We start from the raw sequence: 21,204 nt of genomic DNA on the forward strand, positions 1-21,204 counted from the left end.
GACGGGCCGAACCAAGCGGCTACCGCCATGTCGCCGAGGGACCGGCGCTGGACTCCTCGGCCGGCACGTGCCCTGGCGTTGACGTCGGCTGCGTGGGCGGTGGTCAGCGGCCAGGCACGATGCCGAGGGCAGTTCTTGGTCTCGACATGACCAGCAGAAGGGCGGAAGGTGTTACCTCACCCTGTAACTGCCGCTTGGGGCAAACTGCATGCATGGTCTCCGAAGAACGCAAGTGCCAGGAGCGGGAGCGCAACGCAGAGCGCGGACTGAGGATGGCGCTGGCTGAGGTGCGCGACCTCCCGGCCCCCTTCGCCTGTTCATTCGCGAGGCTGGCACTGGAGGCCGCAGCGCAACGGTTCCAAGCTGATGACTCGGCGGAGGCGCACGAGTGTCTGGACTTGCTGATCAGGAGAGGTGGGCGAGGTGCGGAGATCGCACTGAGTTTCGCCGACGCGGTGGGGATCCCGCGCACCGCCGCCTGCAGCACCCGCCCCACTCTGGCCCTTGACACGCTGAGTCGAAAGACCGCACGGATCTCGTTCAAGCGCCCGGCTTCCAACGACTGGGCGCAAATGGGTCGTTGGGAGCCGATCGAGTCGGCAGGCGACGCACTGAGGCGCCAGTCCCAGGCCGAGATCGTCAACGAGATCCTGGCGGGCGGAGCAGTGGCCGCGTCGTTCACGGCTGGCGCGGCAGTCTTCAAGGCCAAGCTGGAAGCCACCACCCAGCGAGAGAAGAACCGCATGGACACGGAGATCGAACGGCTCAGAATCGCTTCCAACGAGCGCATCGCGGGTCTCCAGGCAAGGCGGCAGCTCCCCGCTGCCGACGTCAACGACAACGAACCCGGGGCCTAAAGGTCTCCGGTGCAGGCACGGTGGTGTGCGCTTCCGTGGTGAAGTCGGTGATCATTGGCTTCTTGAAGTCACCGCGGATCATGCGCGCCTCGGCTGATCTGATCAGGGCAAGGCACGGCGCGACCTCCGGCCGCCTGGGTGACGACCGCCTTGGGTGCCCGCCACGACACCTCCATGCCAGATCCCACGGTCCGGCGCTCAAGAGATGACCGCGAACACGGGCAAATCCCACTCGCCTCCTCCCTCTGCGGGGCGCTCGTCGGGCCGCTGGCTGCGCCGTACCTCGTTACGACCGTTTCAGATCGGCCTGCACCAGGTCATGGTCCGACCACGGGGTGGGATGCACCCGTTGCTCCAGCGGGTCGAAGCCACGAAGGAAGATGTAGTCGAACTTGCTGCGCCAATCGGTGGTCGGCTCACACCTACCTGCCCCGGAGGGGCCGCACTCGGGATCCGCGTCCCTGGCAATGCCCCACATCACGGTGAGTTCGGAGGCATCCGGCGCCGCGTTGAAGTCACCGAGGACGATCGTGCGGTCGTACCGGGCGACCGCCTTCGCCAGCACGCCTGTCTGCTGCGCGCGGACTGATTCCTGACTCCGCTGAGCCAAGTGCGTGTTGAACACCCGTACGCGCAGGCCGTCCACGACGGTCGTGACGGCCATGTACCCGCGGTCCTCGGAACCGCCGTCCGGATACTCCACATTCACGAGGTCAGTCATGGGGGCGGCCGAGAGGATTGCCTGGCCAAAGCCCCCCGGACTCCATGGCACTCCCCCGCAGCGGCTCCAACTCGGCAGAACCGATCCGTACTCGACGTGGTAGACCAGCCCGTACCGGTACTGCAGATAATCCCGGATCCTCTCGACATCACCCACGCACGCTTCTTGCAGACCGATAGCCTGGGGCGCGTACGCAGCGATCTCCGCCGCTCTGCCACCGTTCCGCCCGCTTCCCTTGCAGGGATTGCAGATGTTCCAGGTCATGACACGGTTCGAAACGACCTCTTTTGGGGCATCGGACGGAAGCGGCTTGGCCGTATAGGCGCTGTTCGACGCGCTGGGGCCGACGAGCAGCAGGCAGGCCATGACCAGCGCGCCCGCAAGCCACCGTGCGCCGGTTCCGGTCACCTTCGGCTCCTCGAAGTAGATGCACAGACCCCTACGCCAGGTCTCCCCCGCACGAGCGCATGTGGCGGCAAGTATGCGGCACGAGGCGCCTGGTCCTGGTGGTGGCACCACATCGAACGAGGCCGGGAGCCGACACATCAATGACCGCCGCGGCAGGCCCGTTGCCGGCCGGCTGGGTGCCGTAGTAGCCCTTGCTGCTTCCTGGCTGACGCCTGCCTCGAGGCGGATGGGCTCACCGCGAGCTCGCAATCGCTGAACGTGAGCGTGTTCCGACGTATCGCCCCATGGGCGGCGGCGAGCCAGGGACGGCTCGTTCAGCCGCACTCGGGGCGTTCGATGGACGGTCGCTGCCGGCTGCTGGTCGTGCGCAACCTCCGGCAGGGCCTGCACCGTTTCACCGAACTCAAGAGGGCCATCGACGGAATCAGCCGGCGCATGCTCACTGCGACGCTGTGCAGTCTGGAGCGGGACGGGATCCTGACGCGCACCATCCACACTGTTATGCCGCCGCATGCCAGCTACGAGCTCACCGAAGGCATGCCACGCGTTCCTCGACGAGGGTTGACACGCTTGTCGTCCCCTCGCCCGACCGCTACGGTCGCAGCCTCCAGGACCGCATCGACATGGTCGCCGAGCTGCGCGAGTGCGGCATCGGCTTCACCCGCTGCACGAGAACCTGGACGCCACCGCCCCCGGCGGCCGACCCGCCTTCCATGTTTTCGCCGCGACTCGCGGAGTTCATAGGAGGCTGACGTGACCGGTCCCCTGGCGAGAGACGAGTACCCGATCGGCCCCATCCCCTTCCTACGTTCGTCGACGTCCTGCTCGTCCGGCATGGCAGAACAAGGCACGGCGTCACAACCACCCTCTCCGAAGGGTTCGTTGCCAGTGTGCTGACCCTGGCTGAGAAAGCCCACACGCCCTGGTAGCCCTGACGCCCAACTCGCACCCGGCAAGGCATGCCACGGTGCCCGCCGGGCGGGTCGTGGAGCTGGAAAGGAGTGCCGAGCGAGCGGGTCGGCGTGGTGCCGCGCGAACGGCCTGCCGGGGCGCATTCTCTCCCCGGACGTCGGAGCCGTCGCCGCCCAACTGGGTGAGGCGGCGTTCATGTGGCGGGTGGTGAACAGCACAAGTGCGCGGTACCAGGGCCCTTCTTCTGGATCCCCCTCCGTGATCCGGCTGCACGGGTTTCGCGCCACGCCTGGGCAAGTTGCTTCCGCACGTGACAGCCAGGGCGAGGATGCAGCTAACGTCCCCCAGAACCGGAGGAGGGGCCTCGGATTCCGTCCAGGAGGTACATGGTGCGGCGGTCGTAGTCGTCCCGGGATGGCCGCTTTCCGTACTTGAGGGCGAGGGCATTGTCCACGACGAGTGCGTGCAGGTCGCCCGCCGTGAACTCCGGCCGCAGTGCCCCGAAGGCTTGCGCCGCTGCGATGAGCTCGTCGTTCGCCTCGCTCCCGACCCGGCAGATCTCCATCAGCTGCTGCGAATGCGGATACGTCTGCAACAGCACGTCATTGAAGGCGGGCTGGCGGTACTGGAGGTCACGGAGCGCGGTGAGGTAGTACGTAATCCGGTCGCCCACGTCAGCGATGGCCCGAGCGCGGTCGATGACGGCGAACAGCTCACTCGCCACGAGCTCTTCGATGACGGCTTCGATCAAGCCGATCCGCCCACCGAACCGGTTGAAGATCGTGGCCTTGCTCACCCCTGCCGCCTTGGCAACCTCCTCCAGCGGCACAGTCAGGCCCTGCCCCTGAAAGGCACCGATCGCGGCAAACCGGATCTGTTCGGAATTGCGCCGGGCGTCGGCGCGCAACCGGGATCCCGAAGACACCGCACTCACCGTCTCTCCCTGCCTATCGGGGCAACTTGACTCATGTGGTCAGTTTACCTACGGTCGTAGCCAGAACAAAACTGACCAGTGTGGTCAACTTATGATGCGGAGAGGTCAAGAACATGATCGTTGTCACCGGAGCTACCGGTGGGCTGGGCGGCAGCATCGTCGAGCACCTCCTCACACGCATGCCCGCCGACCGGATCGGCGTGAGTGTCCGCCACACTGCCAAGGCGCAGCACTTCGCCGACCGCGGCGTGCGCGTGCGGCAGGGCGCCTACGAGGATCCGGCCGCGCTGCGTGACTCCTTCGCCGGTGCCGAGCAGGTCCTTCTGGTTTCCGGGAACGACCCGGCCGCCGACATGGTCAGCCTGCACCGCAATGCCATCGAAGCCGCAGTCGCGGCCGGCGCCCAGCGCATCCTCTACACCAGCCAGCAGGGCGCCGTCCCCGGCAACCCGTACCGACCGTCGGGCATCCACATCGCCACCGAGGCGATCCTCGACGACTCGGGCGTCGCCTGGACCGCACTGCGCAACGGCGCCTACGGCCCACTTGACCAGGTGCTCGGACCGTGGCAGGACACCAGCGTGATCGCCCGGCCGCAAGACGGCCCCGTCCCGTACACCGACCGTGCCGATATAGCCGAGGCCACTGCGGCCATTCTCGCCGGTGACCGCTCCTTCGACGGCCCCGTCGACCTCACGGCGCCGAACGCCGTCACCTTCAACGATGTCGCCAACATCGCCTCCGACCTGACGGGTCGCCCTGTTAAGCGCATCGTCCTGGACGACGAGCAGTGGGTCGCCGACCAGATCGCAATCGGCGTCCCGGAGCAGATGGCCCGGCTCATGCTTACCTGGTACCAGGCTGCCCGGGCCGGCTTCTTCGCCGAAGCCGGCCCCTTGCCGGCCGAACTGCTCGGTCGCAAGCCCCGCACCGTCGCCGAACGGCTCGCAGCCGACGTCGCCGCATGACCCTCGAAATCCCCGCCGATCCCGGCCTGCCCGGCTCAGGAACTGTCCGGGCGATCAGGCGAGTGGCCTCGGGCCGGCACAGCAGGCCGTCGTCATGAACTCCGTCGTGGGCGGCCCGCTTGCCCACGGCGGCCTCCCGTGCAGGGGGCTGGTGCCGAAGCAGGGATCCGCGATCCCTGGATAACCGCGGCCTTCATCCGGTCTTCGGGCCGCGCGATCGTTGAGGAGCAGGCGGCGACGGACCGGCCGGTCCGCCCGCTCCCCGATCCGAACGGAGCCACCATGACCCGCATCGCCCTGATCACCGGCGCCAACCGAGGCCTCGGCCGTAGCACCGCCCTGCACCTCGCCGAGGCCGGAACCGACCTGATCCTCACCTACCGCTCGCACGCCGACGAGGCCGAGGCCGTCGTAGAGGCGGCCAGGAAGCTGGGCCGCACGGCGATCACCCTTCGGCTGGACACCGGGAACACCGCCGAGATCCCCGCCTTCACCGCACAGGTGCGTCAGGCCCTGGCCCGGGAGTGGGGCCGCGACAACCTCGACATCCTCGTCAACAACGCCGGACACGGAGTGCACGCGCCGTTCGAGGAGACCACCGAGGAGCAGTTCGACGGGCTGATGGACGTCCACGTCAAGGGCGTCTTCTTCCTCACCCAGGCCCTGCTGCCCCTGATCAAGGACGGTGGCCGCATCCTCAACGTCTCCACTGGCCTGACCCGCTTCATCGCGGCACCGACCGCCGCGTACGCCGCAGCCAAGGGTGCCGTGGAGATCCTCACCCGCTATCTCGCCAAGGAGCTGGGGCCGCGCGGCATCGCGGTCAACGCCCTCGCCCCGGGTGCCACCGGCACCGACTTCAGCGGCGGCGGGGTACGCGACAATGAGGGTATGCGCTCCATGCTGAGCAGTGTCACCGCGATGGGCCGCCCCGGCGAGCCCGACGACATCGGCGCCGCCGCTGCCGCGCTGCTCGCCGAGGGCACCTCCTGGATCACCGGGCAGCGCATCGAGGCGTCGGGCGGCATGCTGCTCTGAAAACCCGGCCCGCGCGGGGCCGACCCGCACACCCCACTACCGTGCCCCGGACGTCAGGCACCGGGGCCACGAGGAGACAGGAACTGTGGACCGAGCTCAACTCGCGGACTTCCTGCGCACCCGGCGCGAAGCCCTGCAACCGGAGGACGTGGGACTGCCCCGCGGCCCGCGCCGCCGCACCCTCGGCCTGCGCCGGGAGGAGGCGGCGGCGCTGAGCGGTATGTCGACCGACTACTACAGCCGACTGGAGCAGCAGCGCGGGCCACAGCCCTCGGAGCCGATGCTCGCCGCCATCGCCCGCGGTTTGCGTCTCTCTCTGGCCGAGCGTGATCACCTGTTCCGTATCGCCGGACACAACACCCCCTCCCGCCCCGGCAACCTGCGCTCCGACCACATCACGCCGGGCCTGATGCGCATCCTCGGGCGGTTGGACGACACCCCGGCGCAGGTCGTCAGCGATGTGGCGGAGACCCTCGCCCAGACACCGGCGGCCACCGCGCTCCTCGGCGACCAGACACAATTCACCGGGCCTGAACGCAGCCTGACCTACCGCTGGTTCACCGACCCCGCCGCCCGCCTGCTGTACCCGGAGGAAGACCACCCGCTGCACAGCCGTTTCTTCACTTCCGGCCTGCGCGCCGCGTACTCACGGCAGGGTGCGGGCGGCCGGGCCGAGCATCTGCGCGACCTCCTGCTGGAGCGCAGCGCGGAGTTCGCCGGCCTGTGGAGCGCCCACGAGATCGACGTACCGCGCGTGGACCCCAAGCTGGTACGCCATCCCGAGCTGGGGGTTCTCACTCTCCAGTGCCAGGTCTTGCTGGACCCGGAGCAGAACCAGACGTTGCTGGTGTACACCGCCACCCCGGGTTCGGCGGACGACGAGAAGCTGCGGCTGCTGCCGGTACTGGGAGCGCGGACGGCGGGCACCTGACAGCACCCGAGGGCCTCCACCGCCTGAGCTCCCTCCGACCGTCACTCTTGGAGATTCGGCGGTAGCAAATGACGGTGCGGGCGAGGACTTGGTCGGCTTTGCGTTCGTAGCGGCTATGGAGGGGCGGCAGCCGGCGAGCCAGGCCACATGACCTGTCCGGCGGCACCGGGCACCGACCCGTCGTACGGCACTGTCAGCGCGGGTCGGTCGCCTCCGCCGCGGGCACCGATGCCGGCGCGGTGCTGGCACGAACGACGAGCCTGGTCGGACCAGGGTCGTGCCGTGCCCGGGGCCGTCCTGGCGGACCTGGTTCAGCACGCTCTCGACGCATCGGCGGCCGACCTCGGCGAAGTCCTGGCGCACGGTGGTGAGCGGCGGCTGGAACGAGCTGGACTCGGGGATGTCGTCGAAGCCGATCACCGAGACGTCCTCGGGGACCTTGCGTCCCCGCTCGTTCAGTGCACGCAGCAGGCCGAGGGCCATCTGGTCGTTGGCCGCGAACACCGCCGTGCAGTCGCGCTCTTCGGCCAGTCGGAGCCCGGAGCGGTAGCCGTATTCGGCTGACCAGTCGCCGCAAATGACGGGAGGCGCGACGCGGCCTGCGGCGTCGAGTGCCTCCTGCCAGGCGGCGGTGCGGCGCTGGGCCGCGAAGGATTCGGCGGGTCCGGCCAGGTGCCAGACGGTGCGGTGGCCGAGGTCGAGCAGGTGGTGCACGGCGTCTCGCGTGCCGCCCGCATGGTCGGTGTCGACCACCGCATAGCGGTCGTCGGCGTCGGAGTCGGCGACGACCTTCACGTGCGGCGGCAGGGAGAGACTCGCCGAGTCGAGAAGGTGGACCTCCATGATGGCCCGAGACCGTGTGCCCGCGTAGTGGAGCCGCCGTCGACTCCGAGGACATAGCCGGTCTTACGGTTGACGAGCTTGTAGTACCCCCTTCGAGTGGCCCAGGTCGAGCTCGCCGCACCGGATGGGTCTTGTGGTGCAACAGCTGCCCCAGGTCGCCTGCAGGATCAGCACGCGACCGGTTCCCGCCACGTGCTGCGGGTTTCGGCTGCAGCCGTTCGGCATCGCGGTCTTCTGTTCGGTCCAGGTTCCGGTACTGCTACCGCTCGTGTTGACCCACACGCAGGAGCTGTCGTTCGCGTTGTAGACGATCCGGCCGTCCGGCATCCGCAGCAGTACGGGGCTGCCGCCGCCCGCGCCCGGGAACTGTGACCCGTTGCTGTTCGGGTCACAGCTGAGCAGGTTGTCACAGATCTTGTAGCGGTTGTTGCCCTCGGAGGTCACCAGCCGTTTGCCGTCCGTGGTCGGCACGACGTTGGTCATGCCCGGCCGGCTGCGGTAGAAGGCGGTGCCGACGTCCTGGCCGTACCCCGTCCACGTGACCATCACCGGAGACCTTGTGTGCCAGGATCTGGCCGCCCTCGCCCGTGACGACGACGCTCATAGGCGTCCATGTCGCGCTGTCGGCGCCGGCCGGACTTCGTCTGGCGGGTGACCATCACATGCGGGTTGTCCGTCTTCTGATCTTGGCTGCGGGCCGGGCAGCGTGCCACTTTGGCCCCCGGTCAGTGTGGGGGCGGCACCCGCGGCAGTGACCGCAGCGCGACGAGAGGCCGCCGCGCCGGCAGCACTGGCAGAAGCTGCGTCGTGCTAGATCGGCGGCGCAGAGACAACTGGGTCGGTGCCTGATTAATGGGGAGGTGAGATTGATGACTGCCGTAGAGACAGCTGCCGTATGCAGCGCCCTCCGGACCATCCTCACGTCCCGGGCCCCGGTCTGACCGGAGTTTCACGCTCCTCCGCGGGGCCCCTGTTCAAGGGCCTTTACGTTGTCCCAATCCACGTACCATCACCATGCTCAGCCATATTCCCTCGCGGATTACGGCTGGAATGAGGCGTGCGATCACACCTTCTCCCCCTATCGCGGGGCCGGCCTGTCCCGGCCCGCATCGTGCGCGCCGAACGCGGCTCGTGCGAAGCCGTCACCGGCGCCGGAGTGCGGAGATCCCCGGCGGCGCCGAGCAGACGCCGCCAACGACGGGCGACCGGGCTGTCCTGTCTCCTGCCACCACCATTCGCGGACCGGTGCTGCACGCGGTACTGGAGCGGCGCACCTCGCTCGTGCGGCCCACGGCTTCGCGTACCCCCCAGGGCCAGGTCCTTGCCGCGAACGTCGACACCGTCGTCGTGACGGTGTCGCTGGCTGTTCCGCTGAACCACGGCAGGACGGAACGCATGATCGCCCTGGCCTGGGCGAGCGGCGCCCAGCCGGTCGTCGTGCTCAGCAAGGCCGACCAGTGTGCCGACCCGCGGCAGGCCGCAGCCGAGGTGGCACCCGGCGCGGATGTGCTGGTCACCAGTGCCGTGACCGGGGAGGGCCTGGACGGCCTGACGGCTGCCCTGCGCGGCACCATCGTGCTGCTCGGCCCCTCCGGGGCGGGCAAGTCCACTCTGGGCAACCGGCTGCTGGGCGAGGATCGCCTGGCGACCGGCGCCGTGCGCGACGCGGACGGCAAGGGCCGGCACACCACCGCATGGCGGGAGTTGGTCCCGCTGCCAGGCGGCGGGGTCCTGCTGGACACCCCCGGCCTGCGGGCGATCGGTCTGCACGATGCTCAGGACGGGCTGGAGCACACCTTCGCCGAGATCGAACTCCTCGCGCAGAACTGCCGGTTCGCCGACTGCGGGCATGGCAGCGAGCCGGATTGCGCGGTGCTGGCCGCTGTCGCATCCAGGGAGATCACCCGACGCCGACTGGACAGCTACCACCGGCTGCTGAGCGAGAACGCCTACGCGGCTTCGCGCACCGACGCCCGCCTGCGGGCCGGCCGTGAGGCCACCAAGAAGGACATCACGCAGCATCTGCGCGCGACCTACCAGTTCCGGGACCGCCAGCGGTGAGCGACGACCGCAACTCCGGCGCCGCCACCAGTCCACTCCCTGAGAACGGAACGACCATGACCATCTGGACCACCCGCCCCGAGACCCCCGACGACATCCCCGCCATCCGCGACATCAACCTCGCGGCCTTCCCGACCCCCCACGAGGCCAACATCGTCGAGGCCCTGCGCGCCGACCCGAAGGCATGGATCGACGGCCTTTCCATGCTCGCGACTGGCCCCGACAACGCCCCGGTGGCGTTCGCGCTGCTGACCCGCTGCCACGTCGACGGCGAACCCGCCCTCGCCCTGGCTCAGTGCGCAGTCCTGCCCTCGGCCCAGCGCACCGGTGCCGGCTCGGCGGCCATCCGTGCCGTGCTGGCCGCCGCCCGGACCAGAGGAGAAAACCTCGTCCTGGTCCTGGGGCACGCCACCTACTATCCCCGGTTCGGCTTCACGCCCGCCTCCCGCTTCGGCGTCCGGCGCCCTTCGACGTCCCGGACGAGGCCATGATGGCGATGGCACTGGACGACAACCGCGCTGCCCCGACGGGCACCATCCAGTACCCTGCTGCGTTCGGCGTCTGACACCTCCTGTGGCGCCCCGGAAACGCTCCGGGGCGCCACAGGCACGCATGGCGCCCCTGGTGTCGAGGAGCTCGACCAGGCGGGTGTCGCACATCATCCGGGTTTGACGGCCGCAAGCCCTGGGTCAGCAATCACACCGCTCTGCCCCGCCCCTGGTACCAGGCAACCGTCTGCTGCAACTGGAACGGCGACGGAAGACGCAGCTTGGTGCGGGTGCCGAGGGCGGCTTGTGCCGCCCTCGCCCGTTTCCTCATCTGTACGCTCATTCCCGCGGTACGAGGCGCTTCGTAGCGTCGATCTACGATCAGGAAGGCGCTGCCTGGGCCCTGGCCGACGGCCTCCCCACACAGAGCAGACGCCTGCGGAACCGGTCACGGCAGGCCGGGGACGTCTGCCAAGCCCTGGGTCATGAACTGCCGTGTCCGGCCACAATCTGGTGTGCGTACTGGTCGTCCGGACTGATGTCCTGGACTGCCTTGTGGGCTTCTTGCGCCCGCCCCGTCTCGCACATCAGCCGAACAAGGACGTACAGGGCGCCACGGTCACCGTCTTCGGCGCGGTCACGCAGTGCCGCCTCCAGGCCCCGCTCTCGAAGCAGTCTGGTGGCGGGCCTGCTCGGTCCCGGTCCAGAACAGAGGCCGGTAGTCGAGGCGGCCCAGGTCCGGGCGGGTGCGCCGACCGCAGGACCGCCAGGCGGCAAAGTGGGTTGTAGGGCTGGGCTCCGCGGACAGGCCGGTGGCGGTGGCTCAGAACACCGCCGCTTCGCGGATGTCGGTGTCCACGCCGAGGCGGGCGGCCTCCTGCTGGACGTAGCGGCCGAAGGAGGCACGCTTCACCTGGGTGATCAGGGCGGCGTCGCGGCCGTTCGGCGGGCCGCGGCGACGGCGACATTCATGGCGCTTCCGCCGAGGAACTTCTCGAAGGCGCTTACCTGTTCAAGGCCGACGCCGTGGTCGAGCGGGTAGATGTCGACACCGGCCCGTCCGATGGCGAGGAACTCGTGGGCCATGGTCAGCCCACCACGGTGCCGGCGGCGGGCCCGGCGCCGGCAGCGAGGGAGCGAAGGCGGGCGACCGAGGCGCGGACGTCGTCGAGGGGATCGGCTCCGCCGTCCTCGCCAGGTGCGGCACGCAGGATGGTGTCCTGTTCGAGCACGTACCATCCGGCGTATCCGTCCGCCTCCAGCAGCCGGACGATCCCGGCGATGTCGATGTCTCCGGCGCCCAGGGGGACGTACATGCCCTCGGCGACCGCCTGTGTGTACGTCATGCGCCCGGCTCGTACGTTGTCGGCGAGGTCGAGGCGTACGTCCTTGAGGTGCACATGAGCGATGCGCCCGGGCAGGCGGGCGGCGAGGGCCAGGGGGTCGCCGCCGCCGATGAGCAGGTGGCCGGTGTCCAGACACAGACCGATGCCCGACCCGTCGAGGACCCGCTGCGTCTCCTCGCCCGATTCGACCATCGTGCCCACGTGGGGGTGGAGGGTCGCGAGGACGCCCGCTTCGGCCGCGGCGTTGGAGATCCGGTCGAGGTTGGCGAGGAGGACGGACCACCCCGCGGCGTCGAGTGCGGGCCGGACGTCGTAGCCGTCGGCCCCGGTCGCCGCCGCGACGACGACGGTGTGGGCGTCGGCCGCCAGGAGACCGGTCAGCGCGGTCTCGACCTCGGGGAGCGGGTCGTGGTCCGGGTCGTGGAGGACGACCGGCACGAACTGGCCTACGGCGCGCAGGCCGTGGGAGGCGAGTGTCGCCGCCTTGGCCGCGGGGGCGTCGGGAAGAAAGCCTTCCGGTCCGAACTCGGTGGCGGCGAGTCCGGCCTCGCGCATCTGTCGCAGGACCAGATCCGTGCCGAGCTGGTGCCCCCAGCCCGGGACCTCGCAGACGCCCCAGGAGATGGGTGCTCCCGCGATGCGCTGGGTGAGGGGTGCGGTCACGGCCTGCCTCCTTCGGCGACGTGCAGGGCGGGGGCCAGCCTGATCGGCATGCCGTGCCTCTTCTCTCTCCGTGGTGGGTGGGCCGGAAAACCGCCCGGCCGTCGTGATCGAGTCTGCTCCGTCAAGCAGCGAGCCGTCAATCTATTGTCCTGACATACTGACTGATGAATTCCACGAGCCCACCGGGTACTCGGCTGTCGCCGGAGCGGTCCGGCAACCGCGTACAGCCGCGTGGGCGGAGCCCTTCAGTCGACCTCATCCTGCAACAGAGTCACCTCAGTTATCGCCCTGCTCGAGCGGGAGCACTGGTCCGTGTGACGCCGGGTCACCCCGCGCGTACGGAAGCATCCGGGTGTGCCGATGTGTCCGCGGGTCAGCGTGCGGCGACGGTCATCTCGAACGCGTAGCGGGAGGCGCGGTAGACGTGCGACCCGCACTCGACCGGTCTCCCCGAGCCGTCGAAGGCGGTGCGGGTCATGGTGAGCAGGGTCGCGCCGCGGGCCTCGTTGAGCAGCCTGGCCTCCGCGGCCGTCGCCCTGCGGGCTCCGATGGTCTGCTCGGCGTTGCTGAGGACGACGCCGGACCGGCGCAGCAGTTGGTACAGCCCGCCCTCGGCCAGCGAGTCGGCGCTCAACTCGATCACGCCCTCCGGGAGGAAGTTGTGCAGGAGTGCGACCGGCTGGTCCTCGGCGAGGCGCAGACGGTCGACGGACAGCACCGGGCTGCCCTCGCCCAGGCCGAGTGCGGCGGCGGTGGCGGCTCCGGCCGGGACGGTCTCGACGGAGAGCACCTGAGTGGACGGGCGGCGGCCGTCCCGCTCCAGGTCCTCGAAGAGGCTGGTGAACTCGGCCTGCCGGCGTATGCGGTTGGTGACGACCTGGGTGCCCACGCCACGCTTGCGGACCAGCAACCCCTTGTTGACGAGGTGCTGCATCGCCTGGCGCATGGTCGGGCGGGACAGCCCGAACTCGTCGGCCATCAGGATCTCGTTGCTCAGCTTGGTGCCGGGCGGCAGGTCGCCCGCCTCGATGAGGCTCTGCAACTGCTGGGCGAACTGGAAGTACAGGGGGACCGGACTGCTCCGGTCGATCGTGATCTTCTTGGTGAGCGGTTCCACGTCACCCTCCTGCGCTCTGCTGCCGACACCGGCCAGTATGCCTCACTCCCCCTTAGATTCGTACGTCTTTATGTCTGAACAAACTCTTGCTCTTCTCTCGGCCGGGGGATGGGAATCAGCTGGGTCGTCCCAGGCTCGTCCCCTGAGGAATAGTCATCGCGGCACCCACCGGCACCCACGCGGGGCTGCCCACCTTCTGCGAGAAGCCGGTCGCCTCGACACCCGGCTTCCCCGGGCCCGCGCCGAAGCCGAGGCCGGCTAGCCCCCGCCGCGACAGTCGGCCGCCTCACCAGCCTCATGGGGAGCTGACCGGCGGCCCATCAGCCCGAAGCAAGGGCCGCACCTCAATCGAGGGCCCGGGATCCGGGATCACGAACAGGCTGACCGGCCTCGGCTGACCAATGGGGGCGGACGCGTCCCACGAAGTCTGTGAAGTCGCTCCGCAGATACCGTGAGTCGGACGGCTTCAGCCGGATCTGCTGACGACTGTCGGCCCACCAGATCTCGAAATCCTCAACCGTGCCTTCCGCCGGCCAGTCTTCGCTCTGCTCCGGAAGCAGCAGGACGTCGACGAAGCCTCCGACGCTCAGGCCGATGTCCACGAAGATCCCGATCGCACCGGGCTGGGGAACCTGCACGACAGTGCCCTCGAAGACCTGCCCGAAGCGCAGGCTTCTCCGCATCCGAATCCACTCGGCATCTGTCACCACGAGTGCGTCTTCGCACCCTATCCACATCGTGAGTAACTGCTCCCACGAACGCGAGCGGGACCACGCCCACCCGGCCGATTCGGCGCCAAGCTCCGCCCGGAAGCCGAGTCTGTGGCCGGCATCCCCGTCGCTGGGCGAGCCCTTAGGGCCGGTCACCACTTAATACTGCCCTTGGTGACGTCCGTGTTCGGAGAGCCTCTGCCGGACAGCCACGTTGGCGTCCGGGGTGAACGGCCCGCCGGGGCAGGCGTACATCGTCGGCAGCTTCGTGCCTCGATGGCGCCATAAGCACCTTCTACGGGGCGGCATTGCGGAGCGCTTCCTGTGAGGGCGGGTGGTGTGCCGGTAAGTGGTCGGCGATGTTGTTGCTGTGCCCAGGAGGGCCCCAGTCATGGGTGGCGCACCTCCTCCTCCATCGGGTGCCGGTTCAGGACGGCGGTCGGCTTGCGCGCCACTGCCGTGTCAGGGCGGGCCGGATGCGCGAGGCGTGGTGTCAGATGCCGGCTTGAGGCTGCTTCCAGGTGAGGTAGTGAACCGTGGTTGGTCCGGCGTGCGGGATGAGCATGCTCTGCAGTTCTGCGGCGGCGCTTTTGAGGAGGTCGCCGTCGCGGGTGGCGTCAAGGGTTTCCAGGACGAAGGCGACGTGGGTGGAGGCATCGGTGACACGGGTGCGGTGAGCGTCGCGGTGGTTCCAGTGACGGGTCAGCACATCGGTGCTGTCGGTGTAGATGATCTCGCCGGGCTTGGGATGCTCGACGGTGTCGGGCTCGCCGAGCGGGGTGAAGGTCTCGCTGCCGTCGGCGTAACGGATGTCGACATCGCCGGTCACTCGGTCGAGGTCGAAAGCGCCGGCGGGCAGGCCGTGGCGGACCGAGACGGCGTTGTAGGAATCGACGGCCGGGTTGATCCGGGGCAACGTGCCCTTCTTCGCGAGGCGCCGGCCGAGGGCGTCGACGCTGGGGCGGACGCGGCGGGGGTTGGTGCCGAAGGAGCGGTAGGCGGTGTGCCACGCCTCGATGCGCGGGTCGCTCTCGTCGGCGGGCTGCCAGGTGCCCACGGCGAGTTCCTGCTCCAGATCCTCCACGGCAGTCGTGGTGCGGGGCCAGGGCTCGGTGCCGCGCAGGCCATGGGCGGTGACGACGGCGATGAGGGTGTCGGGGAAAGCGTCCGCGACGGCGGGGCTGATGCGGAAGGTGGTCATCGCAAGGGAATCCGTTCCGGGAAGGGGCGGGCCGGGGGTGGCAGGGTCAGGCTTTCCAGGTGCCGATGCGGTCCAGTCGGCGCCTCTGCTGCACGGCGGTGGGCACGTCCAGTCCCTGGCCGCGCTCGGTGAGCCGGCGGACCGTGTCGGTGCGCTGCTCGACGGGCTTGTGGTCGTCGTACTTGAACTTCGCCCGCACCTCGGTGACGTCCAGGTGCAGGCCGCGGATGCCGGGCAGCATCCGGCCGTAGGGCGGCAGGTCGGCCGCGATGGGGGCATGGTCGCCGTCGGGCTGGAAGTGGGCCATCTGGCGTCGCAGCAGTTCGGCCTTGGCCTCGGGCGCGTCGACGATCGTAGCCCGGCAGGTGAACTGGACGGCGGCGTAATAGCTGGTGGGAACGCCGTCGGTGGGCGGCACGTCTGGCTTGGCGCGCCAGGGGCCGGGGACGAAGGCGTAGTCGCCGGTGACGGTGAAGGCGACGTTCGGGTCGGCCTCGATCGCCTTCCAGACGGGGTTGGGGCGGGCGAGGTGAACCAGCAGGGCGTTGCCGTCGACGGTGAAGTGGGTGGGCACGACGATCGGCGCGTGCCCGAGCCGGCCGTTGACGCTCAAGATGCCGAAGTCATGGCCTTCGGCGATCCATGTCTGCCATTCGGCGTCGTCCAGGGCGGCGTCCCAGGGCTGGATGAACATGCCGGGCTCCCTTCCGGGGTGTGGGTCACGTGAGGGCGATCAGGACGGTGCCGGCCGGATACAAGGCGGTGATCACGGCGACGACCGCCAGGTCACCGCTGCGGGCGGCGAGCAGGAACAGCAGGTTGGCGATCGAGTCCAGTACACCGGCCGTCGCCGAGATCGTGTACGCCGGCTTCTCCGGGCCCAGCCGCCGGAACATCAGGCCAGCGGTGGCCAGGGTGACCGCGGAGGAGACGACGCGGCCGATCATCAGTGGGCCGACGCCACTGTCGGACGGCGCCTGGTGCAGAAAGTCCAACTGCAGGGCGATGGCCGCCCCGGCACCGAAGGCCAGCAGCAGCGCGGTACGTGAGGGCCGGCCCGACTCCGTACCATGCCCGGCGCTGACCAGCACCACGGCCGCCAGCCCCAGCGGCAGGCCGTTGCGGTAAAGAAGGGCGAACGCGACGCCGGAAGCCGCACCCCCAGGCGCGAGTGGCCGGGGCGGCGGCCATCACGGTGCGCAGGACGTGGGCTCTGCGGGCACCGAGACCGCCCAGGAAGCCGGCGCAGCCGTAGGCCAGAGAGCTGCCCAGAGCCAGGAGCAGAGCGATCACAGGGAGTACGTTCCTTACAATCAGTAGAACGACTACACCGTACAACGCACCGACCGGCAGTCGTCAACCAAACGACCGCGGGGTGCAGTGCACTGACCCACCTACTACGAGGGGTGATAGCGATGACGGAGACCGACGCGGCGTTGCGGACGCTCGCGCACAACGTCCGCGCGGTCCGGATCCGTGCCGGGCTGTCCCTGGACGAACTCGGCCGCCGGGCCAAGGTCAGCAAAGGGGCCCTGGTCGCTCTGGAGAAGGCTCAGGGCAACCCGAACTTCGCCACCCTGGTCCGCCTCGCCGACACGCTCGGCATCTCGGTGTCCGCGCTGATGGAGGGGCAGGCCGAGGGCCGGGTCCGTGTCGTGTCCGCCGACGCGGTCATGCCGCTGTGGGCCGGGGAGAAGGGCGGCGAGGCACGGCTCATGCTGACCACGTCGGGACCGGCCCCGGTAGAGGTCTGGCGCTGGAAACTCGAGCCCGGCGAGGCGTACCCCAGCCACCCCCACCAGGCCGGCGTCGTGGAAACCGTCAGCGTCACCGTCGGACAGATGGTCCTCGTCGTCGACGGCACCGAGCATCCCGTCGAGGCCGGACAGACCGCCACCTTCGACGGCGACGTCTCCCACATCTACCGGGGCGCGGGCACCGGAACCTGCCACCTGATCATGACCGTCCACATCCCACCCGGCCCGGCTCAAGGACTGCCCGGTTGACCCACCGGCGCCGCTTCCACTTCAACCGTCACAACGTGGCCGACACCGACACCACTGCCGCGCGAAACTTCGCTGACCACCCCTGACCGGCCGCCGAAACCAGCGTGGGCAAGGGGAAACGCGCCGGGACAACGCGGCGCGGACCGCACTCCTCACCTGGTGCACGGTCCGGCGAGAAGGTGTGCCCGCACCGTGCTGGGGCATGTCGTCGTCCAGGCCGGCACGGAACCGCACGGCCGGGTCATCGGCCGGATTGCGCAAGGCTTCTCCACCAGAATGTGAGCACGTCGTCGACCGTTGCGGATGATCAGAGGTCAGCCCCGCACTGCCGACGGCAGGAGCTGAGTGCCCATCAGCTCCCTTTCGCGGATGGGAGCGTGCCCCCTCTACATCACCGGGACATTGATGTACGGTCCACTCGCATGCGTACCCGACTTGTTCTCGCGTGGACCTCGGCCGTGACGGCCGCATTCGCAGTCGCGGCCGCTACTGGCCCCGTGGCGGCCGCGCCGGCCGGTCGCGTGTCCGTGACGCCGACGGCCCGCTGCCCTCAGCTCTCCGACGACCTTCCCTGGTACGGCGACAACCGAGCCCAGCTGCAGCGGGTGATCGACGAGCGCGGCACCTGCCACGGCAGAGGTGGACCTCGCCCGGTCGCGGCCTTCGACTGGGACAACACCATCACCAAGAACGACGTCACCGATGCCACCATCAGCTGGTCCCTGCGGCACGACAGGATCCTTCGGCCCGCCAGCTGGAAGGACACCAGCAAATGGCTGACCAGCACGGCGAACAAGGCCCTCACCGAGGCATGCGGAACCGACGTGAAGGTGGGGTCGCCCCTGCACACCTCCACCAACGCCCGCTGTGCGGACGAGATCCTGCAAATCCGTGAGGACGGCAGAACGATGAGCGGCGAGGCCGCCTTCGCGGGGAAGTGGAACCACCGACGTACAGTGCCGCAGTACGCATGGGTGCCACAGCTGTTCGCCGGACACACCGTCCCCGAACTGCGCGCGTACACCGCGGCGGCCCGCGCGGAGGCCCTCGCCGCGCCGGTCGGTGCGACCCGTACCGTCGGCACCCACGTCCTTCCCGCCTACGTCCGGTACTACGAACAGCAACGCGACCTCGTCCGTACGCTCAAGAAGGCCGGATTCGACGTCTGGATCGTCTCGGCGGGTTCCGAGCCGGTCACCGAGGTGTGGTCGCGCGGCATCGGAATCGACCGTGCGCACACCGTCGCCATCCGGTCCGTGCTCGACAGCAAGGGTCGCATCACGACCAGCAACGAGGGTTGCGGCGGCGTGGGCGTCACCGCGGGCGAGGTCATCCCGTACATCGACGGCAAACGTTGCTGGATCAACCAGGAGATCTACGGGATCAAGGGCCGGGCCGCCTGGAACCAGCAGGCTCCCCACCGGCGCATCACGCTCGGCGGCGGCGACGCCGACACCGACGTGACGTTCGTCGGCGATGCCACGGGTGCGCACCTGGTGCTCAACCGCAACAAGAACGAGGTGATGTGCCGCGCCTACGACAACGCCGACGGCCGCTGGGTCGTGAACCCCATGTTCATCGAGCCGCTGCCCCGCAGGACCACGGCCTATCCCTGCGCGACCGCCGCCTACACCGAACCCGATGGCACCCACGGCCCCGTGCGGCGTGGCGACGGCAGCGTCGTACCGGACCAGCAGGACACTGTTTACTGACGCGGGACCGGCACCAGCCGCCCGGGAGACGTTCATGACTCAGGGCGCAACCCGCCCAGTGGCCACGGACTGCGGTGTGGACTGCCCGTACAACGATCTCACCGGGTACGACGGTCCGACGGGCAACGGCTCGCCGAACGGCCTGCGGTGCCACGCACCACGGCATGATGGGCCCATGAGCACTCCTTCCGCCGTTACCGTCACCCTTGTACAGGGGGACATCACACAGCAGTCCGTCGACGTCATCGTCAATGCCGCGAACTCCTCCCTGCTCGGGGGCGGAGGGGTGGACGGCGCGATCCACCGTCGAGGCGGTCCCGAAATCCTGGCAGCGTGCCGCGAGTTGCGCGCCTCGCAGTACGGCAAGGGGCTGCGTACGGGCCAGGCCGTCGCCACCACAGCCGGAAGGCTCGACGCCCGCTGGGTCGTACACACGGTCGGACCGGTATGGAGCGGAACCGAGGACCGCACGGCCCTGCTGGAGTCCTGCTACCGCGAGGCCCTGCACGTAGCGGCGGAACTGGGGGCGCGAACCGTCGCCTTCCCCGCGGTCTCCACAGGCATCTACGGCTGGCCGATGGACGACGGAGCCCGAATCGCCGTGCGCACCGTGCTGGCAGAGGCCCCAGCACCCGTCGAGGAGGTGCGATTCGTCCTCTTCGACGCGTACGCACACCGAGAATTCGAGCAGGCTCTGACGGCTGCCTGCAACTGAGCCCGGGGTTGCGACCGCCGGGCGCCCGCCCAGGGGCGCACATGCCGCTGCGGTGGCCCGAGTGTCCCGGTGCCCGCCTCCACCTCGGCGATCAGGTGTCGGGGGTGCCGTCGGTGGGGCGGTGGCGGCGGTGTTTGAGCTCGGCTTCGTGGATGTGGTCACGGCCCTGGGCAAGGTCGTGGAGCAGGCGGTGTTCGAGGCCGGCGAAGCGGTGGTAGTAGGTCCGGTTGTAGGCCTCGATGATCTGGAAGGTCCAGTGGCCGGGGATGACGTTGCGTCCGAGGACCTCCCGCTCCAGCAGGTCCGCTTCCGTACCGTGGCCGGCTTCCCGCAGCAGGCGTACCGCGTCGCCGACCTGGAAGTCGGCGGTGCCCGTCAACTGGTGGAACTCATAGAGCGCGCCCCGAGCCCGCTCCGTCGTCTCCAGCGCCTTCGACAGCATCCCCAACGCCTCGACCGTCTTGTCGCTCATTCCCTCAGGACGCTGGTGTGCGGCGTCCGGAACGTCCTTGTGTCCATCGCTCATGCTGACACCTTTGCCCGGAGCTGTCCGCCTCCTACCAATCGGGCAGGCATACGAGGACCACGCGGAACCGCCATCCCCAGCTCGCCGTGGCCTTGGTGCGGCGCCGGGTGCCAATGGTGTGGGGACGCACGGGGTGGACGTGTCTCCGTCGACGGTCAGAGGCCACCGGCTCCACGTACTCGGCGAAGGGACTGGAGCCCGCCGCGTCGAGCATGACCGCCCGAAGTGCAGCCCCGCTCCCGGCTGCTCCTCGGGCTCGCAGGCGATCAGCTGCTCGAACACCTGCGGGTCGCCCTCGGTCTTCAGATCGTTCAGCGTGAGGCGGCCCCAGACGAAAAGGAGCAGTTGCTCGGCCGTGCCCGTCGCCGAAGCGGAGGCGGGCGCGGCGTCGTCCGGGAGGGGAGCGGGCCAAGCACCCGTGTCGTCCAGTGTGAGGAGCCAGGAGCGGCCTTCGGTGGCGTGGTAATGGATGGTGGCGGGCTCGTGCGGCCAGGCCGCCGGGGTGGAGTTGCAGGTGTCGAGAAATTCGGCCAGGCCGTCGAGCGCGACGTCCACCGGCATCGGCTGTACGGTGCCGGCGGCAAGCTGGGCGTCGTAGGTGTGCACCAGCACCTCGTGCACCCGGCGCCGGGCGACGCCCCAGGCGTTCGCCGGTGATACGCCGGTGCTCCACCACGTCCAGCACTCGCGCTCCGGACCGGCCTCGCGCAGCGCGCTCAGCAGCAGCTCGTTGGACTCGGCGTACCAGGCGAGCAGCGCGGCAGGCTCGCCCGGTGCCTGTACGGGGCGCTTGGCCGGCGGAGTCTCGGCCGGGCCTGCGGCGACGATCGCGGCCCACCAGCGCTGGCCCGTACCCAGGTGCTGCACCAGATCGAACAGGGTCCACTCGGGGCAGGACGGCACCGGCGCGTCCAGGGGAGATCGGGATGCGCCGGGAGACCGGTCGAACAGGAGCGTCCGGATCGTTGAACTCGTAGCCGTAGAGCGGGGTCCGGGGTAGTACGAGGCCACCGCGGCTGCGGCCGGGCCGAAGGCTTCGCCGAGGCG

General features: G+C 69.4%; 18 protein-coding genes and 7 pseudogenes. 11 read left to right on the forward strand and 14 right to left on the reverse strand.

Going from position 1 to position 21,204, the window contains the following annotated elements:
• Positions 1-212: 212 nt before the first annotated feature.
• Complete coding sequence (locus OG242_RS00500; RefSeq protein WP_405896215.1) at positions 213-857, forward strand: hypothetical protein; 645 nt, start codon at positions 213-215, stop codon at positions 855-857.
• 286 nt (positions 858-1,143) lie between these two features.
• On the opposite strand, the gene OG242_RS00505 is transcribed toward OG242_RS00500, so the two are convergent.
• The gene (locus OG242_RS00505; protein ID WP_405896216.1) at positions 1,144-1,986 is read right to left on the reverse strand and encodes an endonuclease/exonuclease/phosphatase family protein; all 843 of its coding nucleotides are present in this window, start codon (positions 1,984-1,986) and stop codon (positions 1,144-1,146) included.
• A gap of 336 nt (positions 1,987-2,322) precedes the next feature.
• Here OG242_RS00505 and OG242_RS00510 point away from each other — a divergent pair.
• A pseudogene (locus tag OG242_RS00510) lies at positions 2,323-2,520 on the forward strand (winged helix-turn-helix transcriptional regulator); the annotation flags it as partial.
• A 275-nt stretch (positions 2,521-2,795) separates the two neighbouring features.
• Positions 2,796-2,915, forward strand: a pseudogene (locus OG242_RS00515) (DUF6086 family protein); the annotation flags it as partial.
• Between the two features lie 317 nt (positions 2,916-3,232).
• Here OG242_RS00515 and OG242_RS00520 read toward each other — a convergent pair.
• Entirely contained in the window at positions 3,233-3,832 is a 600-nt protein-coding gene (locus OG242_RS00520) for a TetR/AcrR family transcriptional regulator (RefSeq protein WP_405896217.1), read from the reverse strand.
• Positions 3,833-3,945: 113 nt separating this feature from the next.
• Between OG242_RS00520 and OG242_RS00525 the strand changes: the two genes are divergently transcribed.
• From OG242_RS00525 to OG242_RS00535, 3 genes are all read left to right on the forward strand, one after another.
• A complete protein-coding gene (locus OG242_RS00525) occupies positions 3,946-4,800 on the forward strand; it encodes an NAD(P)H-binding protein (protein WP_405896218.1) in 855 nt (284 codons plus the stop codon).
• A gap of 282 nt (positions 4,801-5,082) precedes the next feature.
• Positions 5,083-5,838, forward strand: a complete 756-nt coding sequence (locus OG242_RS00530; RefSeq protein WP_405896219.1) for an SDR family NAD(P)-dependent oxidoreductase — start codon at positions 5,083-5,085, stop codon at positions 5,836-5,838.
• An 85-nt stretch (positions 5,839-5,923) separates the two neighbouring features.
• Positions 5,924-6,769, forward strand: a complete 846-nt coding sequence (locus OG242_RS00535) for a helix-turn-helix transcriptional regulator (RefSeq protein ID WP_405896220.1) — start codon at positions 5,924-5,926, stop codon at positions 6,767-6,769.
• Between the two features lie 193 nt (positions 6,770-6,962).
• Here the strand turns inward: OG242_RS00535 and OG242_RS00540 are convergent.
• From OG242_RS00540 to OG242_RS00550, 3 genes and pseudogenes are all read right to left on the reverse strand, one after another.
• Positions 6,963-7,615: pseudogene (locus OG242_RS00540) on the reverse strand (substrate-binding domain-containing protein); the annotation flags it as partial.
• Positions 7,561-7,707: pseudogene (locus tag OG242_RS00545) on the reverse strand (hypothetical protein); the annotation flags it as partial. The pseudogenes OG242_RS00540 and OG242_RS00545, both read right to left, overlap by 55 nt.
• Entirely contained in the window at positions 7,676-8,158 is a 483-nt protein-coding gene (locus OG242_RS00550; RefSeq protein WP_405896221.1) for a hypothetical protein, read from the reverse strand. The pseudogene OG242_RS00545 and the gene OG242_RS00550, both read right to left, overlap by 32 nt.
• A 699-nt stretch (positions 8,159-8,857) precedes the next feature.
• Between OG242_RS00550 and rsgA the strand changes: the two genes are divergently transcribed.
• Together rsgA and OG242_RS00560 are read left to right on the forward strand one after the other, a co-directional pair.
• Positions 8,858-9,673: a ribosome small subunit-dependent GTPase A gene (gene rsgA, locus OG242_RS00555; protein ID WP_405896222.1), complete on the forward strand. Its 816-nt coding sequence runs from the start codon at positions 8,858-8,860 to the stop codon at positions 9,671-9,673.
• 56 nt (positions 9,674-9,729) lie between these two features.
• Positions 9,730-10,238, forward strand: a pseudogene (locus tag OG242_RS00560) (GNAT family N-acetyltransferase).
• 844 nt (positions 10,239-11,082) lie between these two features.
• Here OG242_RS00560 and OG242_RS00565 read toward each other — a convergent pair.
• From OG242_RS00565 to OG242_RS00595, 7 genes and pseudogenes are all read right to left on the reverse strand, one after another.
• The gene (locus tag OG242_RS00565; protein WP_405896223.1) at positions 11,083-11,247 is read right to left on the reverse strand and encodes a hypothetical protein; all 165 of its coding nucleotides are present in this window, start codon (positions 11,245-11,247) and stop codon (positions 11,083-11,085) included.
• Between the two features lie 2 nt (positions 11,248-11,249).
• Positions 11,250-12,170 carry a TIM barrel protein gene (locus tag OG242_RS00570; RefSeq protein ID WP_405896224.1) on the reverse strand — a complete coding sequence of 307 codons (921 nt, stop codon included), beginning with the start codon at positions 12,168-12,170 and terminating at the stop codon, positions 11,250-11,252.
• 373 nt (positions 12,171-12,543) lie between these two features.
• Complete coding sequence (locus tag OG242_RS00575; RefSeq protein ID WP_405896225.1) at positions 12,544-13,287, reverse strand: GntR family transcriptional regulator; 744 nt, start codon at positions 13,285-13,287, stop codon at positions 12,544-12,546.
• A gap of 344 nt (positions 13,288-13,631) precedes the next feature.
• Positions 13,632-13,994 carry a hypothetical protein gene (locus OG242_RS00580; RefSeq protein WP_405896226.1) on the reverse strand — a complete coding sequence of 121 codons (363 nt, stop codon included), beginning with the start codon at positions 13,992-13,994 and terminating at the stop codon, positions 13,632-13,634.
• 496 nt (positions 13,995-14,490) lie between these two features.
• Complete coding sequence (locus tag OG242_RS00585; RefSeq protein ID WP_405896227.1) at positions 14,491-15,198, reverse strand: B3/4 domain-containing protein; 708 nt, start codon at positions 15,196-15,198, stop codon at positions 14,491-14,493.
• 46 nt (positions 15,199-15,244) lie between these two features.
• Positions 15,245-15,892, reverse strand: a complete 648-nt coding sequence (locus OG242_RS00590; RefSeq protein ID WP_405896228.1) for an FMN-binding negative transcriptional regulator — start codon at positions 15,890-15,892, stop codon at positions 15,245-15,247.
• 34 nt (positions 15,893-15,926) lie between these two features.
• Positions 15,927-16,491, reverse strand: a pseudogene (locus OG242_RS00595) (EamA family transporter); the annotation flags it as partial.
• Between the two features lie 122 nt (positions 16,492-16,613).
• Here OG242_RS00595 and OG242_RS00600 point away from each other — a divergent pair.
• From OG242_RS00600 to OG242_RS00610, 3 genes are all read left to right on the forward strand, one after another.
• Entirely contained in the window at positions 16,614-17,204 is a 591-nt protein-coding gene (locus OG242_RS00600; RefSeq protein WP_405896229.1) for a helix-turn-helix domain-containing protein, read from the forward strand.
• Between the two features lie 422 nt (positions 17,205-17,626).
• Complete coding sequence (locus OG242_RS00605; protein ID WP_405896230.1) at positions 17,627-18,916, forward strand: haloacid dehalogenase-like hydrolase; 1,290 nt, start codon at positions 17,627-17,629, stop codon at positions 18,914-18,916.
• A gap of 175 nt (positions 18,917-19,091) precedes the next feature.
• A complete protein-coding gene (locus OG242_RS00610) occupies positions 19,092-19,631 on the forward strand; it encodes an O-acetyl-ADP-ribose deacetylase (protein WP_405896231.1) in 540 nt (179 codons plus the stop codon).
• Between the two features lie 91 nt (positions 19,632-19,722).
• Here the strand turns inward: OG242_RS00610 and OG242_RS00615 are convergent, their stop codons facing one another.
• On the reverse strand, positions 19,723-20,103 hold the full coding sequence (locus OG242_RS00615) for a hypothetical protein (protein WP_405901471.1): 381 nt from the start codon (positions 20,101-20,103) through the stop codon (positions 19,723-19,725).
• Between the two features lie 300 nt (positions 20,104-20,403).
• A pseudogene (locus OG242_RS00620) lies at positions 20,404-21,120 on the reverse strand (maleylpyruvate isomerase family mycothiol-dependent enzyme); the annotation flags it as partial.
• Positions 21,121-21,204: the final 84 nt, after the last annotated feature.

Source organism: Streptomyces sp. NBC_00727 (assembly GCF_045161745.1).
Taxonomy (GTDB): Bacteria; Actinomycetota; Actinomycetes; order Streptomycetales; family Streptomycetaceae; genus Streptomyces.